At 38.2% G+C, this 15,917-nt stretch carries 18 protein-coding genes and 2 other annotated features; of the genes, 13 read left to right on the top strand and 5 right to left on the bottom strand.

Annotation, left to right across the window (positions count from 1 at the left end):
• The first annotated feature begins 55 nt into the window (after window positions 1-55).
• From CC204_RS09285 to CC204_RS09255, 7 genes are all read left to right on the top strand, one after another.
• Complete coding sequence (locus CC204_RS09285) at window positions 56-2,710, top strand: hypothetical protein (protein WP_088269931.1); 2,655 nt, start codon at window positions 56-58, stop codon at window positions 2,708-2,710.
• A 10-nt stretch (window positions 2,711-2,720) separates the two neighbouring features.
• A complete protein-coding gene (locus CC204_RS09280; RefSeq protein WP_088269930.1) occupies window positions 2,721-3,257 on the top strand; it encodes a hypothetical protein in 537 nt (178 codons plus the stop codon).
• Window positions 3,258-3,321: 64 nt separating this feature from the next.
• On the top strand, window positions 3,322-3,978 hold the full coding sequence (locus tag CC204_RS09275) for a hypothetical protein (RefSeq protein WP_088269929.1): 657 nt from the start codon (window positions 3,322-3,324) through the stop codon (window positions 3,976-3,978).
• Between the two features lie 20 nt (window positions 3,979-3,998).
• A complete protein-coding gene (locus CC204_RS09270; RefSeq protein WP_227011248.1) occupies window positions 3,999-4,322 on the top strand; it encodes an LPXTG cell wall anchor domain-containing protein in 324 nt (107 codons plus the stop codon).
• A 298-nt stretch (window positions 4,323-4,620) separates the two neighbouring features.
• Window positions 4,621-6,084 carry a glycoside hydrolase family 1 protein gene (locus CC204_RS09265; RefSeq protein WP_088269928.1) on the top strand — a complete coding sequence of 488 codons (1,464 nt, stop codon included), beginning with the start codon at window positions 4,621-4,623 and terminating at the stop codon, window positions 6,082-6,084.
• Between the two features lie 235 nt (window positions 6,085-6,319).
• Window positions 6,320-6,820, top strand: coding sequence for a GNAT family N-acetyltransferase (locus CC204_RS09260; protein WP_088269927.1), 501 nt, complete (start codon window positions 6,320-6,322; stop codon window positions 6,818-6,820).
• Window positions 6,804-7,109, top strand: a complete 306-nt coding sequence (locus CC204_RS09255) for a rhodanese-like domain-containing protein (protein ID WP_088269926.1) — start codon at window positions 6,804-6,806, stop codon at window positions 7,107-7,109. The genes CC204_RS09260 and CC204_RS09255 overlap by 17 nt, the downstream gene beginning before the upstream one ends.
• Before the next feature lie 101 nt (window positions 7,110-7,210).
• Here the strand turns inward: CC204_RS09255 and CC204_RS09250 are convergent, their stop codons facing one another.
• The 3 genes from CC204_RS09250 to CC204_RS09240 form a co-directional block, all read right to left on the bottom strand.
• Window positions 7,211-8,029: an amino acid ABC transporter substrate-binding protein gene (locus CC204_RS09250; RefSeq protein WP_088269925.1), complete on the bottom strand. Its 819-nt coding sequence runs from the start codon at window positions 8,027-8,029 to the stop codon at window positions 7,211-7,213.
• Between the two features lie 14 nt (window positions 8,030-8,043).
• Complete coding sequence (locus CC204_RS09245; protein WP_088269924.1) at window positions 8,044-8,679, bottom strand: amino acid ABC transporter ATP-binding protein; 636 nt, start codon at window positions 8,677-8,679, stop codon at window positions 8,044-8,046.
• A gap of 264 nt (window positions 8,680-8,943) precedes the next feature.
• Window positions 8,944-9,585 (bottom strand): amino acid ABC transporter permease, encoded by a 642-nt coding sequence (locus CC204_RS09240; protein WP_088269923.1) that lies wholly within the window; start codon window positions 9,583-9,585, stop codon window positions 8,944-8,946.
• 61 nt (window positions 9,586-9,646) lie between these two features.
• Window positions 9,647-9,890: a binding site (T-box leader), on the bottom strand.
• Window positions 9,891-9,959: 69 nt separating this feature from the next.
• Window positions 9,960-10,187 (bottom strand) — a binding site (T-box leader).
• A 253-nt stretch (window positions 10,188-10,440) separates the two neighbouring features.
• On the opposite strand from CC204_RS09240, the gene CC204_RS09235 reads away from it, so the two are divergent.
• The 6 genes from CC204_RS09235 (at window position 10,441) to CC204_RS09210 (ending at window position 14,573) form a co-directional block, all read left to right on the top strand.
• A complete protein-coding gene (locus CC204_RS09235) occupies window positions 10,441-11,163 on the top strand; it encodes a gamma-glutamyl-gamma-aminobutyrate hydrolase family protein (RefSeq protein ID WP_088269922.1) in 723 nt (240 codons plus the stop codon).
• A 20-nt stretch (window positions 11,164-11,183) separates the two neighbouring features.
• On the top strand, window positions 11,184-12,824 hold the full coding sequence (locus CC204_RS09230; RefSeq protein ID WP_088269921.1) for a peptide ABC transporter substrate-binding protein: 1,641 nt from the start codon (window positions 11,184-11,186) through the stop codon (window positions 12,822-12,824).
• A 184-nt stretch (window positions 12,825-13,008) separates the two neighbouring features.
• On the top strand, window positions 13,009-13,569 hold the full coding sequence (gene amaP, locus CC204_RS09225; protein ID WP_088269920.1) for an alkaline shock response membrane anchor protein AmaP: 561 nt from the start codon (window positions 13,009-13,011) through the stop codon (window positions 13,567-13,569).
• A gap of 13 nt (window positions 13,570-13,582) precedes the next feature.
• On the top strand, window positions 13,583-13,798 hold the full coding sequence (locus CC204_RS09220; protein WP_088269919.1) for a DUF2273 domain-containing protein: 216 nt from the start codon (window positions 13,583-13,585) through the stop codon (window positions 13,796-13,798).
• 31 nt (window positions 13,799-13,829) lie between these two features.
• Window positions 13,830-14,300, top strand: a complete 471-nt coding sequence (locus CC204_RS09215; protein ID WP_088269918.1) for an Asp23/Gls24 family envelope stress response protein — start codon at window positions 13,830-13,832, stop codon at window positions 14,298-14,300.
• Window positions 14,301-14,324: 24 nt separating this feature from the next.
• Window positions 14,325-14,573: a GlsB/YeaQ/YmgE family stress response membrane protein gene (locus CC204_RS09210; RefSeq protein WP_087640833.1), complete on the top strand. Its 249-nt coding sequence runs from the start codon at window positions 14,325-14,327 to the stop codon at window positions 14,571-14,573.
• Window positions 14,574-14,637: 64 nt separating this feature from the next.
• Here the strand turns inward: CC204_RS09210 and CC204_RS09205 are convergent, their stop codons facing one another.
• Both CC204_RS09205 and CC204_RS09200 read right to left on the bottom strand, forming a co-directional pair.
• Window positions 14,638-14,958 carry a DUF960 domain-containing protein gene (locus CC204_RS09205; protein ID WP_088269917.1) on the bottom strand — a complete coding sequence of 107 codons (321 nt, stop codon included), beginning with the start codon at window positions 14,956-14,958 and terminating at the stop codon, window positions 14,638-14,640.
• Between the two features lie 223 nt (window positions 14,959-15,181).
• Window positions 15,182-15,793, bottom strand: coding sequence for a 50S ribosomal protein L25/general stress protein Ctc (locus CC204_RS09200; RefSeq protein WP_088269916.1), 612 nt, complete (start codon window positions 15,791-15,793; stop codon window positions 15,182-15,184).
• Window positions 15,794-15,917 lie beyond the last annotated feature (124 nt).

The following is a 15,917-nucleotide window of genomic DNA, read 5'->3' as shown; positions in this document are numbered from 1 at the left end:
AGCTATAATGGATTCGTTGCAGTTTTGTTTTTTTAAAAGAGTAAAGGAGGCAATCGTGAAAAAAAATGTATCGCATGTGTTGATTTATTTTTTGATTATGCTGATTTTCCCAAGCGATTGGTCCTATGCTTTAGAGGCAGAACCAATACAGGATAAGGAAGAAACAGTCACAGAAGAAACTTCTGGATCTTCGGAACAAACAGATCTATCTTCTGAATTAGCTGAAATTGATTTGGATGAGCACTCAGAAGAAAGTAGTGAAAATTCAAGTATCAATAAAGTAGAAAATAAAGAAATAAACGATAAAAATTTAGAAGAATTTTCATCAGAAGATGTTGAATTGGATCAACCAAAGATCTCTCGTGCTGTTACACAGGCAGATGATGATTTTTGGCTAGTCGATTCAGCAGCCACACTAACAGAGTATTTAAAGGATAGTCAAAAATTAAAATTTCGTCTAACGAATGATCTAAATCTAGGAACTGCAGCTTTTCAATTGAAATCAGGCATGATCATTGATGGAGATGGATACACGATTACATATGACAAAGGTGGGACTGCTGCCAGGGGATTTTACACGAGTCAAGCGGATGCTGTGATTGAGATTCGAAATACGCAGTTTGGTACTCCTGACGGTTCAGGAGCGATTGGTTATTATGGAATCGTTACTGGTTCTGCCACAAATGTCACACTTATCTATGATTCTATTTCTTATTATTCAAATAATGGACAGATGATCTACAACCCTAATGGTTCGGTCATCATGAGAGGGAATAATACGATCGATCAAAAAGGAACGAGTACATACTCTCAGGAATGGGCAGAGATCAACTATGTAGAAATCGAGAATGGGCAAACAACTATTGAACATTCATCGAATCAGACAAGTGCGTTTATTTGGTCGACAGGGACTGCTTCAGGAAATCCTCATGCGAATACCTCGCAAATTGTTGTAAGGGAGAATGCCAAATTAGATATCAAGACAAACAGTAATATGACCTACGGCACACTTGCTCCAAGTTATATTGTTGAGAAAAATGCTGTTTTCAACCTAGACAAAGTATCTTTAGCAACTGGTGGAACAAGAAATCAATTTTTTTATTCATCACAAACACAGCCGGTCAATTTTTCATTTCAGGAAAATGCCAAGGTCAATTTCACGTTACCGCTGCCGATCAACCTGAATACTTCAAAAGGAGGTATGGCAATCGGCAAGGATGCAGAAGTCTCGATCGATGTAGCCAGCGGAGCTATTTTTACAACAGGTTCATCTAGCTCATTCGCTGTGACGATGGATCACTCAAAGAAAGTTGCTTTTTCTAGCACTAGTGCAGGAACGCTTGGATTAAACGGAGCTAGTGGTGTAAAGAACTTAGGATTTACTAGTGACTATTTACAAAAGGTAGAGACTTTTGCAACAAACACAGCTGCTTCACCGACGCACGAGATATTGAAACAAGCTTCTGATTTGAGTGTGCAAGGAGCTAATTTTACGAATTTAGCTAGCTCGCCAGACCCTTTTGATACACAAGAAATTGCGGCTTTAAAAGGCGCACAAAAAATTGTTTTTAGCGCATTTGTCGACGTGGCTGACCAACTAAAGCTTACAACAGCGAATGAAACGGCTACATCAATTACGCTAAAAGGGACATCATTCAATAATGGCAGCCCAGCATCTAAGGTTAAATTTTATTTATTTACCTCTGCAGAAGATTTAAATCAACCAGATAAAGCGAAGCACATCTTATCATTAGACTCTTTTGATGATCAGCAAAATACGATGCTTGAGTCTGCTTACCAAGTGACAGCGACAATGTTAAATCCGAATACCAATTATTGGGCACAAATGGTTGTGGTCAATCAGGCAGGACAAAGTCAATTTTCAGAGTCAGTCTTAGCTACTACAAAGCCGCAATTAGAAAGTCTTGAAGCAAATGTTACAACGACATCAGCGGTTATAGAAGGGGTGCTGTCAAGTAATACAGGATACTGGACAGATTACTCTTCTGGAGAAGAATCAGGTGTTGGCGGGCAAGTGGCTTATTATGGCGGAAGCTACCAACAGGTACGTGTAGAATATAGCACGAATAAGGAATTTCCGACAGAGGATACAAGTTTCCAACTTGCTGATTTATCCGGAGACAAGAATCAGTTATTTAGAACTAAACTTAAAGGGTTGAAAGCAGAAGTAACGTATTATGTGCGAGTACGCGTTATTGGTCTTTCTGGAGAAGAAGTGGTTTTGGCTTTGGATCCATTGACCCAATTTACTACGATAGCAGAAATCATCAATGTGGAAGTGCCGATCGAGATGGATTTTCAAACGAGGAACAAAGATCTTGGAACAGCGCAAGAAGGACAGATCACTTCGCCGAAATATCAAGTTGTCAATAAAGGAAACACGCCAACAAAAATCACATTAACTGATTTAACAAAGGAAAATAGTGATGCTGATCAGCTTCAGCTTTTGAATAGCCTATCAGGAACTGCAGGAATGGAAGAACTGTCCTTGAAGCTTTTAGTTGAAGATAAACAGATTTCAACGCATTTTCTAACAAGTCAACTAGCAAGTCAGCCGCAAACGATTGGTGAACTAAATCCTAGTGAACAACAAAGCTTAAGTTTAGAAGGGAAATATTTTAATCCTACCAGTGCGGCATCATTTCCACAGTATAAATTGACCTTCAAAGTCGAAAAAAACGAAGAATAAGAGGATAGCTATGGAACAACAAAATCAGACGAATGAAAAGAAAAAGAACAAACGAATCCTGCTATTATTATTACTGCTGCTTTTAGCGGCAACAGCAGGTGGTCTCTATTACTATTTTTCAAATAAAACCGAACCTGTTCAGGTCGTTTCGGGAGACTATTTGCCTGATAGCAAAGGGGCAAAAAAAATGACGGATGCAGAACTCAAGGCAGCTGAACAAAAAGCTGTAGATGAAAGTAAATTCAACATGGTCATCAAATCAGTCGCAGTCTTTGAAACAGGGGAAAGTGAAGGCAGTCTTTACATTCAAAATCCAGTTGAAAATGGCTATCCGATCAATGTCGTCATCCGTTTAGATGAAACAGGTGAACAAGTTTACTCGTCTGGAGCCATTCAGCCTGGCTATGAAATAACAAGTGCAAAGCTTGATAAAGCATTAGCTAAAGGGGATCATCCAGCAACTGCGACGTTTGATATCTACGATGCAAAAACGAAGCAAAAGCGCGGACAAGTTCAAGCAGGAATCACACTCCAAATCAACAATTAATAACGAGTTTAACAGAGGATTCTGTTAAAAATAAATTATCACACACATAGAAGGAGAAACCAATATGAAGAAAACCAATTTATTAGTAACAGCAGCGATGCTGAGTTTAAGTGTAACTGGTCTGACACACACAGCATTAGCACAAACGATCGATGGAGAAAATTCAGCTGATGTGATCATCAACGGAACGATCGGTAAATTAGATAATACAGATCCGGATACAAATATTCCAGAAGGTTCCGATGAATGGATCAACGTCACTGTTGACACAGCAACTGCTTTCCACACAACAACAGCTAGCGCGCATAAAAACATCGAATCAGCGGATTACAGTATCGTAAATAATTCTGGGCGCGGCGTAGCTGTGACTCTGAATACAATTGCAGGAACACCAACATATGTAGACACATTGACGATTAATGCAAAGGGCACAGGATTAGTTAATGCACCTACAGCTACTAATTTAGTTGCAAGTAAAGCACTTGTTGATTTATCAAGTTCACCTGTTTGGATGACATTAGCAAACAAAGATGGTCGTCTAAATATTGATACGGATGCTGCTTCTGCATACGCAAATTCAGCAAAATTCTATTATACAGGTACAACAGTAGATAACTTACCAGCGGATGTGGATCAAACAGCTACAGCTGAAAATTACACATTGACATTGAAATTCACATCGATTCAAAAAGATGGGACAACACTTGGTGTGACACCATAAGGAGTTAAAGGTCGTGATGAATGATGAAACAATTTAGTCTTTCGATCGTCACATGTATTCTTTTGATAGGCTGTATCTTTAATTTTCCCTTGCCGACACAAGCATCTGAAGCGGATATCCAAATTCGCGGAACGGTTGGCAGTGAGAGGCAAATAGAGATAGAACAGTCATCAAAAGAACCAGAAGTGCAACAAGAGCTTGCGCAACCAAAACAAACACACATAGCGTTAAAAAAATTTCCCAACACAGGTAATAAGGCAAATAACTTAGCATCAGTAGGTTTTCTCCTATTAACGATTTACCTGTTGCTATTGGTAAGGGAAGCACATAGAAAACATGATTAACTAAATGCATAGAGAAAAACCAGAAGAGCCAACTGAAATGTTTCTTCTGGTTTTTCTATTTTTTTTAATGAAGATGGCAGAATGAAGCAAGGATTGACAGCGTTTTCCAGTAATGTTATGATTGAAGTAATCAATGGAATGTAACTGAATTTTTCGGGCATAACCACGATATAGCAAAGAAGACACTCACGTTGTCATTTTTTCTATGTTGTGGTTTTTATTTTTTGATGGATGAAAGAAACTGCAGCTAGGCTAAAGAGGGTAAGACAAGAAAAAACAAAGTAAGGAGAATTGACGAATGAGTAAATCAGGATTTCCAAAAAATTTTTTATGGGGCGGCGCAACAGCAGCAAATCAATATGAAGGTGGTTATTTATCCGGCGGCAAAGAGCTAAGTACATTGGATGCGATCACAGGAGGCAGTCATACAAAACCAAGAATGATCACTTATAAAACCAAAGAAGGAAAGGTCGAAACTTGTACGAGAGAGCAAGCCTTACCAGAAGGTGCGATCGGTTATGTAGATCCGGAGCAGTATTACCCAAGTCATGTGGCAACTGATTTTTATCATCATTATAAAGAAGATATCGCATTATTTGCTGAAATGGGCTTCAAGTGTTTCCGATTGTCGATCGCCTGGTCAAGAATTTGTCCAAAAGGGACGATGGAAGTTAATGAAGAAGGGCTTGCCTTTTATGACAAAGTATTTGATGAACTCTTAAAATATGGGATCGAACCAGTTGTAACGATCAATCATTTCGATATTCCGATGTATTTAGCTGATGAGCTGGATGGCTGGTCAAGTCGTAAAGTGATCGATTATTTCTTGTTTTTCTGCGAAACACTATTTAAACGCTATAAAAATAAAGTAAAATACTGGATGACCTTCAACGAGATCAACTTTTTACGTAGCTGGACGCAAATCGGTATCCATAAAAATGATAAACAAGCCAAGTATCAAGCGGCACATCATTTATTTGTGGCAAGTGCTAAAGCAGTGACATTAGGACATGAGATCAATCCAGATTTTCAAATTGGGATGATGGTTGCCTATATTCCGAGCTATCCAATGAGCTGTAATCCAGAAGATGTGATGGAAGCGATCCAATTTAATCGTGAGCAGGAATTTTATATCGATGTTCAAGTCAAAGGCTACTACCCTGCACACAAGCTAAAAGAATATGAGCGAGAAAATATTGTCATCAAAAAAGAAGCAGGTGACGATGAGATCATCCAAGCAGGAACGGTTGATTATATTGGATTTAGTTACTATATGTCGACTGTTTCAGCTTCTAATCCAGACGAAGTGAAATACGTAGGCGGCAACCAAATGCCGGCTGTTAAAAATCCTTATTTAGAGGAATCTGACTGGGGTTGGGCCGTTGATCCGTTAGGTTTACGCATTTCTTTATGTAAGCTGTATGATCGTTATAACGTACCTTTGTTTGTTGTTGAGAATGGCTTTGGTGCTGTTGATAAAATAGAAGCAGATGGCACCATTCAAGACGATTATCGTATTGATTACTTCAGTAAACATATTGCTGCAATGAAAGATGCGATTGAACTGGATGGTGTTGATTTGATCGGTTACACACCGTGGGGCTGCATTGATTTAGTGAGTGCTGGTACAGGTGAAATGAAAAAACGTTATGGCTTCATCTATGTAGACATGGACGATGAAGGAAGTGGTACGTTAGATCGTTCTAGAAAGCAGTCATTTTACTGGTACAAACAATTGATTGCTGCAAATGGTGAGCAATAAGAGTAAGTATCATTTTTTAAGAAGATGAGGCAAAAATCACTTAGGATCAAGCATGCGAATTTGTCGAAGAACTTGATTCTTGAATCCTGTTTATTAAGAGGGAATGTCCGAAACAAAACTGTTCTCTAGTTTTGTTTCGGACACTTTTTTTGCATTTCTAATCAAATTCATAGAAAAAATAGGAATAACTTGTTGTAGCTAAGAACAATGGTATACTGCTAATGAGGTGAAATTAATGATCATCAGAGAAATTCTGGCAAAAGACGACAAAGCAATCGAACAAATCATAAAAGAAACACTTGAATCTTTTGATCTAGCTATCGAGGGAACGGCATACTTTGATCGCGAACTAAAGCATTTAAGTCACTATTATGCGCGTCAGCCATATGCTGCTTATTGGGTAGCCGAAAAAGACGGTAGAATATTAGGCGGCTGTGGGATTGCTTCTTTTAATACTGATAAGAGGATTTGTGAGCTTCAAAAGCTTTATTTGATGCCGGAAGCTCAAGGACAGGGGATTGCGAAAGCACTGATGAACACTGCATTAAGTTATGCAAAAAAATATTATGATCACTGTTATCTAGAAACGATGCTAAAAATGGATAAGGCGAATGGGTTATATCGTTCATTTGGGTTCCAGAAACTAGACAAACCACTAGATGGATCTGTTCATAGTGTGATGGATGTTTGGTATGTGAAAAAGCTGCAGGAGGACTCTAATGAAGAGAATATCTAATAAAGAACTAAAGGAATTGATTCAACTTACAACAAATCAACCGATATCAATTATCGACGTCCGTGAGGAAGAAGAATTTACAGAAGGGCATATTACGATTGCCAAAAATTTTCCACTGTCGACATTACCGGAAACAATGGCTGAAATCGATCGTGAGCAGCCGCATTATGTTATTTGTCAGCATGGTGTCCGTTCAGAACATGCGTGCTCATTTCTTGAAAACTATGGGTATAATGTTGTTTCAGTTTCAGAAGGCATGTCTGTTTGGAATGGAGAAGCAAGCTTATAAAAAGCAATTAAGTGTGAAATAAGAGTTTGTATAGGCCGGCTTAATGATCTCTTTAAAATAAAATCAGCTTGGATCACGAGGCAGTGTGATCCAAGCTGATTTTATTTAGTAACGTCTTCTCCAAACCATTTAGTAGAAATTTTAGCAAGTTCGCCTGATTTTTTTAGCTCTTCAAAGGCAGTGTTGATTTTTTGTGCAAGTGTCTGATCCGATTTTCTTAAACCTACTGCAAAAGCTTCACTCTCAAAATCACCGCTAACAATTGAATAATCAGCTAAATTATCTTCATGAGAAAGATAATAGTTAGCATATACTCGGTCGATCAAAAGGCCATCGATTCGTCCAGATTTCAAGTCCATAAAGGCTTCATTAAAGCCGTCATATAAAATTGCCGTTTGATCTTTGACGTGATTTTTTAGGATTTCTGGCTGTTCTTCAAAGCTATGATAACCAGAAGAACCATTTTGGGCACCTAGAATTTTTCCTTTCATGTCAGCAAAGCGATTGATTTGATTCTTTTTCAATGAAACAACGACTTGTTCATTTTTCATATATTCATCACTGAATAGGACTTTTTCTTCTCGTTCTGCACTTTTAGAATAGCCATTCCAAATCAGATCGATCGTTTGATTCTGTAGTTCATTTTCTTTCATGGACCAGTCGATCGGTTGGAAATCGACTTCAATACCGTATTGATCAAACACAGCTCTAGCTAAATCAACATCAAAACCAATGATTTTTCCTGCTTTGTTTTGAAACCCCATTGGAACAAAAGAGTCATCCAACCCGACGATTACTCGTTTTTCATGATTGATGCGGGACCACTGATCAGTATCGGTCTTTTTTCTACCACAACCGGACATCATCAGAATAAAAAGCAGGGCAATGGTCATTAGAGCAAATAGTCTTTTTTTCTTCATAGTAGCTCTCCTTTTTACTGAACGGATGTGACCTTCAGTAGATTATCTGCAATATTTTCAGCAAAGGTCATATCATGGGTAACAACGATTTGTGTCATTCCTTGCTCTTTTAGTGTTAAGATGACCTCTTCTACTTGTTGTCGTAACTCAGGGTCAAGTGCACTTGTTGGTTCATCGTAGCCCAATATTTTTGGCTTCATTGCTAATGCACGGGCAAGTGCAACACGCTGTTTTTGACCGCCGGATAATTGATAAGGATACAAGTCCTCTTTGCCGCCTAAACCAAATTTCGTCAATAGCTCCATAGCTTCTGCACTACTTTCTTCTTTTGTTTGTTTTAAAGAAAGCATGGGCGCCAAAGTGATATTCTCTAAAACGGAAAGATGGGGAAATAATTGGAAATCCTGAAAAACGATCCCGACAACTTGATCTGCATTATCCATCGCAACAGGATCAAAAGCTGTACCATCTATGACCAATTCACCAGAATCAATTGATTCCAAACCAGCCAAACAACGTAACAACGTTGTTTTCCCACCGCCGGAAGGACCAACGATCGTTAAAATCTCACCATCTTTGATTTCTAAATTCAATTGATCGATGATCTTACGACCATCAAAACTTTTCGTTAAATTTTTAATAAGTAGCATAGAAATTCCTCCTTGATTTAAAAGCGGAATGAGTCCGTTTAGTCTCAACTAGAAAATAGGAAAACATGACTGAGGCGCTCTTTGCCTCATTCAGGTTTTATCTTTTTCTCGAGAGACTGACTCATGTAGCTGGATAATACAAATGATCGACACTTTCATACGAAAGTCTTGTACTGTTCAACATCAGTTCATTTTACTCACTGTGTTTCTCAGCAAAAGCGGAACAAGCCGCTAAGCCTTGATAAATAATAAGAACAGTCGATACTATTTATAATACTGATAATGTTTTTCCAATTTTTTTGAAGCTAATGTTAAAACTGCTGTTAATAAAAGGTAAATAATGCCAACCAGAACTAAAGGCAGCAAGCTGACATCCCGGCTCATCGCGATTTTTCCAGCGCGCAGTAGATCTCCTAATCCAAGAACATAAATCAACGAGGTATCCTTGACTAAATTGATGACTTCATTACCAATAGAAGGTAAGACGACTTTAACCACTTGCGGTAAAATGATTTTGGTAACAGTCTGCAGCTTCGTCAAACGCAGCACTTTTGCCGCTTCATATTGGCCTTCTGGAATCGATTGGATTCCTCCGCGAAATATTTCAGCAAAGTAAGCTGCATAATTCAAAATAAAAGCAAACAAGGCAGCATCATACCGTTCGAAAACAATTCCAATTAAAGGTAGGCCATAAAAAACGAAAATCAATTGCAATAGCAAAGGAGTTCCCCGCATCAACCAAATATAAATATTGATCAACCATTGCAGCGGCTTAAAGTTTGTCTGTAAAGCAAAGGCTACTAGAATTCCTAAAGGAATCGAACCCAGTAAGGTGAAGATAAAAACTTTCAATGTCATCAATGCACCATCTAATAAAGCTGGCATAATTTCTAAAACATACTCCATAATAATTCCTCCATTTTTTGACTATATAAAGTAAAACAAAAAAACCTCTTGGTAATTTTACCAAGAGGACGAAAATACGTGGTGCCACCTCAATTTATCAATATCTCACAATATTGACCTCATAGAGTTTTTATGATGCTCAAAAACTCTTTTCTGATAACGGAGAATCCCGCAGTCTCTTACTTGATTCAGAAACTGACAAATCAGATGTGTTCGTCAACGGTTTCCAGTTTCTTCTTTCAGCAAATGAAGAAATCTCTGTCAGGAAATGATCGAGGAGTACTTGTTCTGATCCTAAGTTTTAGTTTTATTCGTCGTGTTCTTGTGTATTGCGCATATACTTTAAAAAAATAAAAAGTCCCTTGGCATCAATGCCAAAGGACGTAAAATCGTGGTTCCACCTTTTTTTATTATCGTCTCACAACGATAACCTCAAGAAGTCAATGACTTCAATGCTATAACGGGCATACCCGAACTTTCCTACTCTTTGTTCAAAAAGTTAACTCCCAGATGTGGTTCGCTTTATCTTTCCGTCTTTTTCCACCAGCCAAAGACTCTCTTGGATGAAAGAATAAAGGTACTCTTCTGTTCTTTGTTTTTTATAACTTTACCACCAGCCAGCACGATTGTCAACAACTTATTGTTTAGAAAATTCTGAAAATAGATGAACTAGGCATAAAAATTAACGAAAAGTACAAAGTGAGGTAAACTATAATAGACGCTTTCTATCAAAAAGTAAGTGAATTGTGATAGTTAAAAACTATCGCCCGTGTTCAATTCCTACTATCCTTTCCTATGCGTATCTGATAAACTTATGTACAATTATTAGTGGGATTGATAGAGAGGTGAGGCGGGTTGAAACGAGCGATCATAGGAATTGCGGCAAATGAAATAACAGATGCGGGAGCGACATTGTATCACTTGCCGATCAGTTATACACCTCAGGGGTATGTGAAAGCGGTACAAAATGCGGGCGGCTTACCATTTTTATTACCTGTAGGCGCTCCAGATTTAGCGAAAGAGTATATTAGCCGAATAGATAAACTGATCCTAGCTGGTGGACAAAATGTGTCACCTAAGCTTTATGGAGAGAGTGTCCAGGTAAAAGAGGCAGGACTTTCTGATGAAAGAGATCAATTTGAACTAGCCTTGATCGAAGAAGCACTTAGACAAAAAAAGCCGATTTTCGCTGTTTGCCGTGGATTACAGCTGGTGAATGTCGCGTTAGGCGGAAGTTTGTATCAAGATATCAGTCACGTATCAGATAAAAAAATCGCTCACATGCAGGTGCCGGTGGCAAGGCAAATACCGACTCATCGCATCCAAACAAAAGAACGTAGTATTTTACGTAAAATCTATGGTGAAGAAACAACAGTCAATTCCTTTCATTTTCAAGCGGTAAAAAAGATAGCTGAGCCGTTAAAAGTTACAGCATTTAGTGAAGACGGTATTGTTGAAGGTGTTGAAAGTAAAGATCCAAGCTTTGCTTTTTTGGGTGTACAATGGCATCCAGATTTTGCTTATGATCATTTAGAACAAGAAATGGCTGTTTTTCGATATGTAGTAAAAAAATTATAAAACAGAGGAGGATTTGAACAATGAAAAAAAAGTTAGGCGTCGTTGTGTTGTTAGCGGCTTTGATGCTGACAGCCTGTGGTGGGAATAATGGGACAACAGATTCATCTGGAAAAAAAGAAGCTGGAAATACAGAACAAGTAATCCAAGTAGCATCTGGTGGAGAACTATCTACGTTGGATAGCGCGCATTATACAGATGTGTATAGTTCTGATATGATCGGTCAGGTAGTTGAAGGACTTTATCGAATGGATAAAAATGATGATCCAGAACTTGCTGTGGCTGCTAGTGAGCCTAAAGTCAGCGATGATGGATTGGTTTATACGTTTAAACTCAAAGAAACTAAATGGAGTAATGGAGATCCAGTCGTTGCAGGAGATTTTGTCTCTGCTTTCAAAAATGTTGTGGATCCAAGCTTTGGTTCAAGTAGCAGTAACCAGATGGATATCTTCAAAAATGGTCGGAAAATCCGTGAAGGTCAAGCTTCAGTCGATGAGCTTGGCGTAAAAGCAGTTGATGATCAGACCTTGGAAATGACATTAGAATACCCGATTCCTTATTTGTCTCAAGTATTAGTAGGAACCCCTTTTATGCCTAAAAATGAAAAATTTGTTAAGGAAAAAGGCGATGCTTATGGCACTTCAGCTGATAACTTTGTTGGAAACGGTCCCTTCGTGATTTCAGGTTGGGATGGCAATACAGAAACGTGGAAATTAACCAAAAACAAAGATTACTGGGATCAAGAAAATGTCAAACTTGATACGATCAATGTTCAAGTCGTCAAAGAAATCGGCACAGGGACCAATTTATTTGATGCAGGTGATTTAGATTATACTGTTTTAGCAGATACGTATGCTTTACAATATAAAGATTCACCGCAAGCAAACTTTGTACCAAAAGCAATGGTCGGCTATTTGAGTCCAAACCATAAGCGAGAAGTAACAGGTAATGTCAATGCTCGTAAAGCAATTTTGCAAGCAATCGATAAGGAAACATTTGCTAAGGATATTTTAGGTGACGGATCAACGGCGATCAATGGGTTTGTACCAAAAGATTTTGCGAAAGATCCTAAAACGGGAGAAGATTTCCGTAAAGAAAATGGGGACTTTTTAGCTTATGATGTCAAAGCTGCACAAAAAAGCTGGGAAGCAGCAAAAAAAGAACTAGGCAAAGATCAAATCGAGTTAGAATTGCTTTCTGCAGATTCAGCTCTTGCGAAGAAAACGATCGAATATGTTCAAGGGCAGCTGCAGCAAAATCTACCAGGGTTAAAAATCACATTGAAATCAGTTCCTTTGCAAAATCGTTTAGACTTACAAACGGCAAGTAATTTTGATTTGGTTTTCGGCACATGGACACCAGATTATGCAGATCCAATCAACTTTTTAGAGTTTTATGATTCTAAGAGCGGATTAAACACTGCGGGGTATAATAATCCTGAGTATGATAAAGGCTTAAATGATGCCAGAATCACTTTAGCAAATGAACCAGAAAAACGTTGGGACAAATTAAAAGAACTAGAAGAGACCTTGATCGAAAAAGATGCAGCCGTTTTACCACTGTATCAAGGAGCGATCGGTTATCTAAAAGCGGATAAATTGACGGACCTTCAAGTATTTCCTTTTGGGAGAACTGTTTCTTATCGCTTAGCATATGTAAAATAAATAAAAAGCTGGGATGTAGGACAAATTATCTTGCATTCCAGCTTTTTTTTATAGTAAAACAAGAAGAATTGAGAGAAGCTGTGTGCGTATCTTTTGTAATTGTTGAAAGATGCGTTTACCATAAAACATAAGGGATTAGGAAAAAACTTTTGCAAAAGTAAACACAACGACGGAGGGAAAAGCGATGCGGCTACTTAAAGGAATCATTTCACTATTATTGATAGCAGGTATTTTTGGAATCGTTGGTCTATATTCCCAGATCGTAGATCTAGGCGTTGTGAGCACCTTCTTCCAAAACTTATTGCTTCAATCTAATTGGCTTGTATATTTTTATCAAGGATTGTTGTTTGTTCTATTGGTTCTAACAGGGCTGATTTTTTTGCTGATCGTATTCAAACCAGTGACTAAAAAAGTCATACACATCCCTAAAACAATGGGACAAATCGATTTGCCGCTTCAAACCTTAGAAGCGATCGCTCGATCTTCTGTACAAAAGATCGTGAAAAGTGATGAGATTCAAGTCAAGGTCAAATTGACGAAAGCAGAGACAGCAAATGTTGATGTGATTTTGTCAGATCGTGAACAGGAAGCTTTTTTGAGTAAGAGTAGACAAATACGTGAACAACTGTCAGCAGCTTTTCAACAGATGGCAAAAATTGAAGTCAATCAAACAAAAATCATTTTCAAAAAACAAAAGAATGATCCTGCAGCAGTCGAGAATAAAAAAGGTTCACGCGTAATCTAAAGGAGAGAAAATCATGAAAAAATTACTTGCATTAGCCCCGTATCGTAATCAAGTGTTTTTCACGTGTTTATTCTTGGTGATCGCGATTTTATTCATGACGATCGGTTTTTGGAAAACGCTCGTACTGTTCTTTTTTACAGGAATCGGTTTATTGATTGGCACGATGCAGGATGAAAAACGCTCTGTCTCCTCAATTTTAGCGATTATCCAAGCTTTTTTTGAGAGATAAAAATAGATAATAAAGAAAGGTTGAGTAAAAAATGGATAACAAAGTAAACGAAAGCAACACAGAAGTAATCAATGAGAATGGCATCAAAACAAAGTTGACATTCGACGATCAGGTTGTGAAAAAAATCGCTGGTATTGCTGTATCAGAAATCCCTGGAATTTTAGGCTTGAGCGGAAATGCCATTTCGAACTTAACTGATAGATTTACAAACGGCAACAATCCGACAAAAGGAATCAGCGCTGAGGTGGGAACCAAGCAAGTAGCGATCGATTTGGATGTCATTGGTGAGTATGGTAAAAATATTGCTCAAGTCTTTGATACTGCAACTAAAAAAGTAGCGGATGAAGTTAAGAATATGACAGGTTTAGATGTGATCGAGTTCAATATGAATGTCGATGATGTTATGACTAAAGAGCAATACGATGAAAAATTCGAAGGCAAGAAAAAAGAACCAGCAGAAGAAAACAATCAAAGTGAAACGAATTCACGTACGTTAGCATAAGGAAGTCGAAGGAGGAGAAATTAAATGTTAAGTTTTATTTGGTCATTGATCGTCGGTGGTGTACTAGGTGCGATTGCCGGAGCGATTTTAGGTAGAGATGTCCCAGGCGGCGTCATTGGAAATATCATCGTCGGCTTTATCGGAAGCTGGGTAGGAACAAAACTTTTAGGTAGTTTCGGACCTGTTATTGGTGGATTCCCAATCATTTCAGCATTGATCGGTGCAGTTATCTGTATTGCGATCTATTCATTTATCGTAAAACGAATGGCTTAAAATATAAAAAGAAGCGATCAGATGAGCAATAGTTGCTTGTCTGATCGCTTCTTTTTATATGTGTCTATTCAAGCATTTCCGCCGGTAGCAGAATCGTCTCTTTATTCCCATCATCAAAAGCAAAGACTTGAGAAGGATACTTATCAGAATAAGGAAAAGGTAAGTCAACGGCCATTTGGACATCACTGATTTCCTGTGAAAAATGAACGGTCACTTTTCCGTCATTATCGATCAAATCGAAGTATAGCATGTTGGTTAGCGGCACAACACCTTTCAAATCGATATCAATGATCAACCAGATACTATCGATCAAAGCGCCAGGTAAACGCTCAACAACACCCAGAGAAGCATAACGTCTGCGTTGATTATCAAAAGTTTCAACCATTTATTTGACCTCCTTCGTCTATCTATTATCATTAGTATACCTTATTTCAGAAAAACAAGCTCTTTGAAAGTTTGGCAAAAAAAGCAACTCAGATGCTCGAAGTCAAACAAAAAAAGTGCAGAACAAAAGTAACTGTTACTTTTGTTCTGCACTGTAAATTTGAGTAAATAATCGCAAGAGAAGCGTCTCATTTGAATGAAACAAGGCTGTTCTACAGTCAAATTTATTCTTCTTTTTCACCGATCACAGTAGGTTCAGCAGCTTCTTCTGAAGTTTCTTCTTCAGCTGCTTGGGCTTCTACCACGGCTGCAATTTGTTCTTCTGCTTCTGTGATGATGTCGTAATCATTATTCTTAGGTAGATCAGCAACGGTAATTGCGTCACCGATCGCTAAGTCTGTGATGTCGACTTCAACACGTTCTGGTAATTTATCTGGAGTTGCTGAAACAAGTACGTTATACAAGTTTTGTGCTAAGACACCACCTGATTTAACACCGACAGCTTCGCCGACTAAAACAATTTCAGCTTCAACTTCTGTTGCTTCTTTCATATTTACAGCCAAAAATTCAACGTGTTTCATTTGGCCTGTAAAGGTATCTAATTGGGCTTTATACATCAATGTATTGATTTTTTTGCCCCCGACAGTCATTGTGATCACGGCATTGACACCATTATCACGCAAAATTTTGGTCAATTCTTTTTCTTCAACAGAGATAGGAGTACTTTCGATCTCATATCCATAAACGACGGCAGGAACTTGACCAGAGTGACGTAGTTGATTTCTTAGTGAACGTGGACGGACAGCTCTTTCTTTAACTTCTAATGATACTGACATAACCTAAATTCCTCCTTAAATTTAAACGCAGCACGAGTAAAACTCGCAAAGCTAGATAAATCAAGTGAATTCATAGTTGGTTATCTACAAAACGCAACATGATGGAAACGATTGTTTTGCAAGT

The organism is Enterococcus wangshanyuanii (genome assembly GCF_002197645.1).
Lineage (GTDB): Bacteria > Bacillota > Bacilli > Lactobacillales > Enterococcaceae > Enterococcus_L > Enterococcus_L wangshanyuanii.
Note: the sequence above shows the minus strand (reverse complement) of the source record. Positions and strands in the feature narration are given on the sequence as shown.

What these genes read in the sequence shown, in the direction of transcription:
- CC204_RS09270 (WP_227011248.1), top strand. Translation starts at nt 3,999, where the DNA reads ATGATGAAACAATTTAGTCTTTCGATCGTCACATGTATTCTTTTGATA.
- CC204_RS09280 (WP_088269930.1), top strand. Translation starts at nt 2,721, where the DNA reads ATGGAACAACAAAATCAGACGAATGAAAAGAAAAAGAACAAACGAATC.
- CC204_RS09210 (WP_087640833.1), top strand. Translation starts at nt 14,325, where the DNA reads ATGTTAAGTTTTATTTGGTCATTGATCGTCGGTGGTGTACTAGGTGCG.
- CC204_RS09205 (WP_088269917.1), bottom strand. Translation starts at nt 14,958, where the DNA reads ATGGTTGAAACTTTTGATAATCAACGCAGACGTTATGCTTCTCTGGGT.
- CC204_RS09250 (WP_088269925.1), bottom strand. Translation starts at nt 8,029, where the DNA reads ATGAAGAAAAAAAGACTATTTGCTCTAATGACCATTGCCCTGCTTTTT.
- CC204_RS09230 (WP_088269921.1), top strand. Translation starts at nt 11,184, where the DNA reads ATGAAAAAAAAGTTAGGCGTCGTTGTGTTGTTAGCGGCTTTGATGCTG.
- CC204_RS09240 (WP_088269923.1), bottom strand. Translation starts at nt 9,585, where the DNA reads ATGGAGTATGTTTTAGAAATTATGCCAGCTTTATTAGATGGTGCATTG.
- CC204_RS09260 (WP_088269927.1), top strand. Translation starts at nt 6,320, where the DNA reads ATGATCATCAGAGAAATTCTGGCAAAAGACGACAAAGCAATCGAACAA.
- CC204_RS09215 (WP_088269918.1), top strand. Translation starts at nt 13,830, where the DNA reads ATGGATAACAAAGTAAACGAAAGCAACACAGAAGTAATCAATGAGAAT.
- CC204_RS09275 (WP_088269929.1), top strand. Translation starts at nt 3,322, where the DNA reads ATGAAGAAAACCAATTTATTAGTAACAGCAGCGATGCTGAGTTTAAGT.
- amaP (WP_088269920.1), top strand. Translation starts at nt 13,009, where the DNA reads ATGCGGCTACTTAAAGGAATCATTTCACTATTATTGATAGCAGGTATT.
- CC204_RS09255 (WP_088269926.1), top strand. Translation starts at nt 6,804, where the DNA reads ATGAAGAGAATATCTAATAAAGAACTAAAGGAATTGATTCAACTTACA.
- CC204_RS09245 (WP_088269924.1), bottom strand. Translation starts at nt 8,679, where the DNA reads ATGCTACTTATTAAAAATTTAACGAAAAGTTTTGATGGTCGTAAGATC.
- CC204_RS09265 (WP_088269928.1), top strand. Translation starts at nt 4,621, where the DNA reads ATGAGTAAATCAGGATTTCCAAAAAATTTTTTATGGGGCGGCGCAACA.
- CC204_RS09220 (WP_088269919.1), top strand. Translation starts at nt 13,583, where the DNA reads ATGAAAAAATTACTTGCATTAGCCCCGTATCGTAATCAAGTGTTTTTC.
- CC204_RS09200 (WP_088269916.1), bottom strand. Translation starts at nt 15,793, where the DNA reads ATGTCAGTATCATTAGAAGTTAAAGAAAGAGCTGTCCGTCCACGTTCA.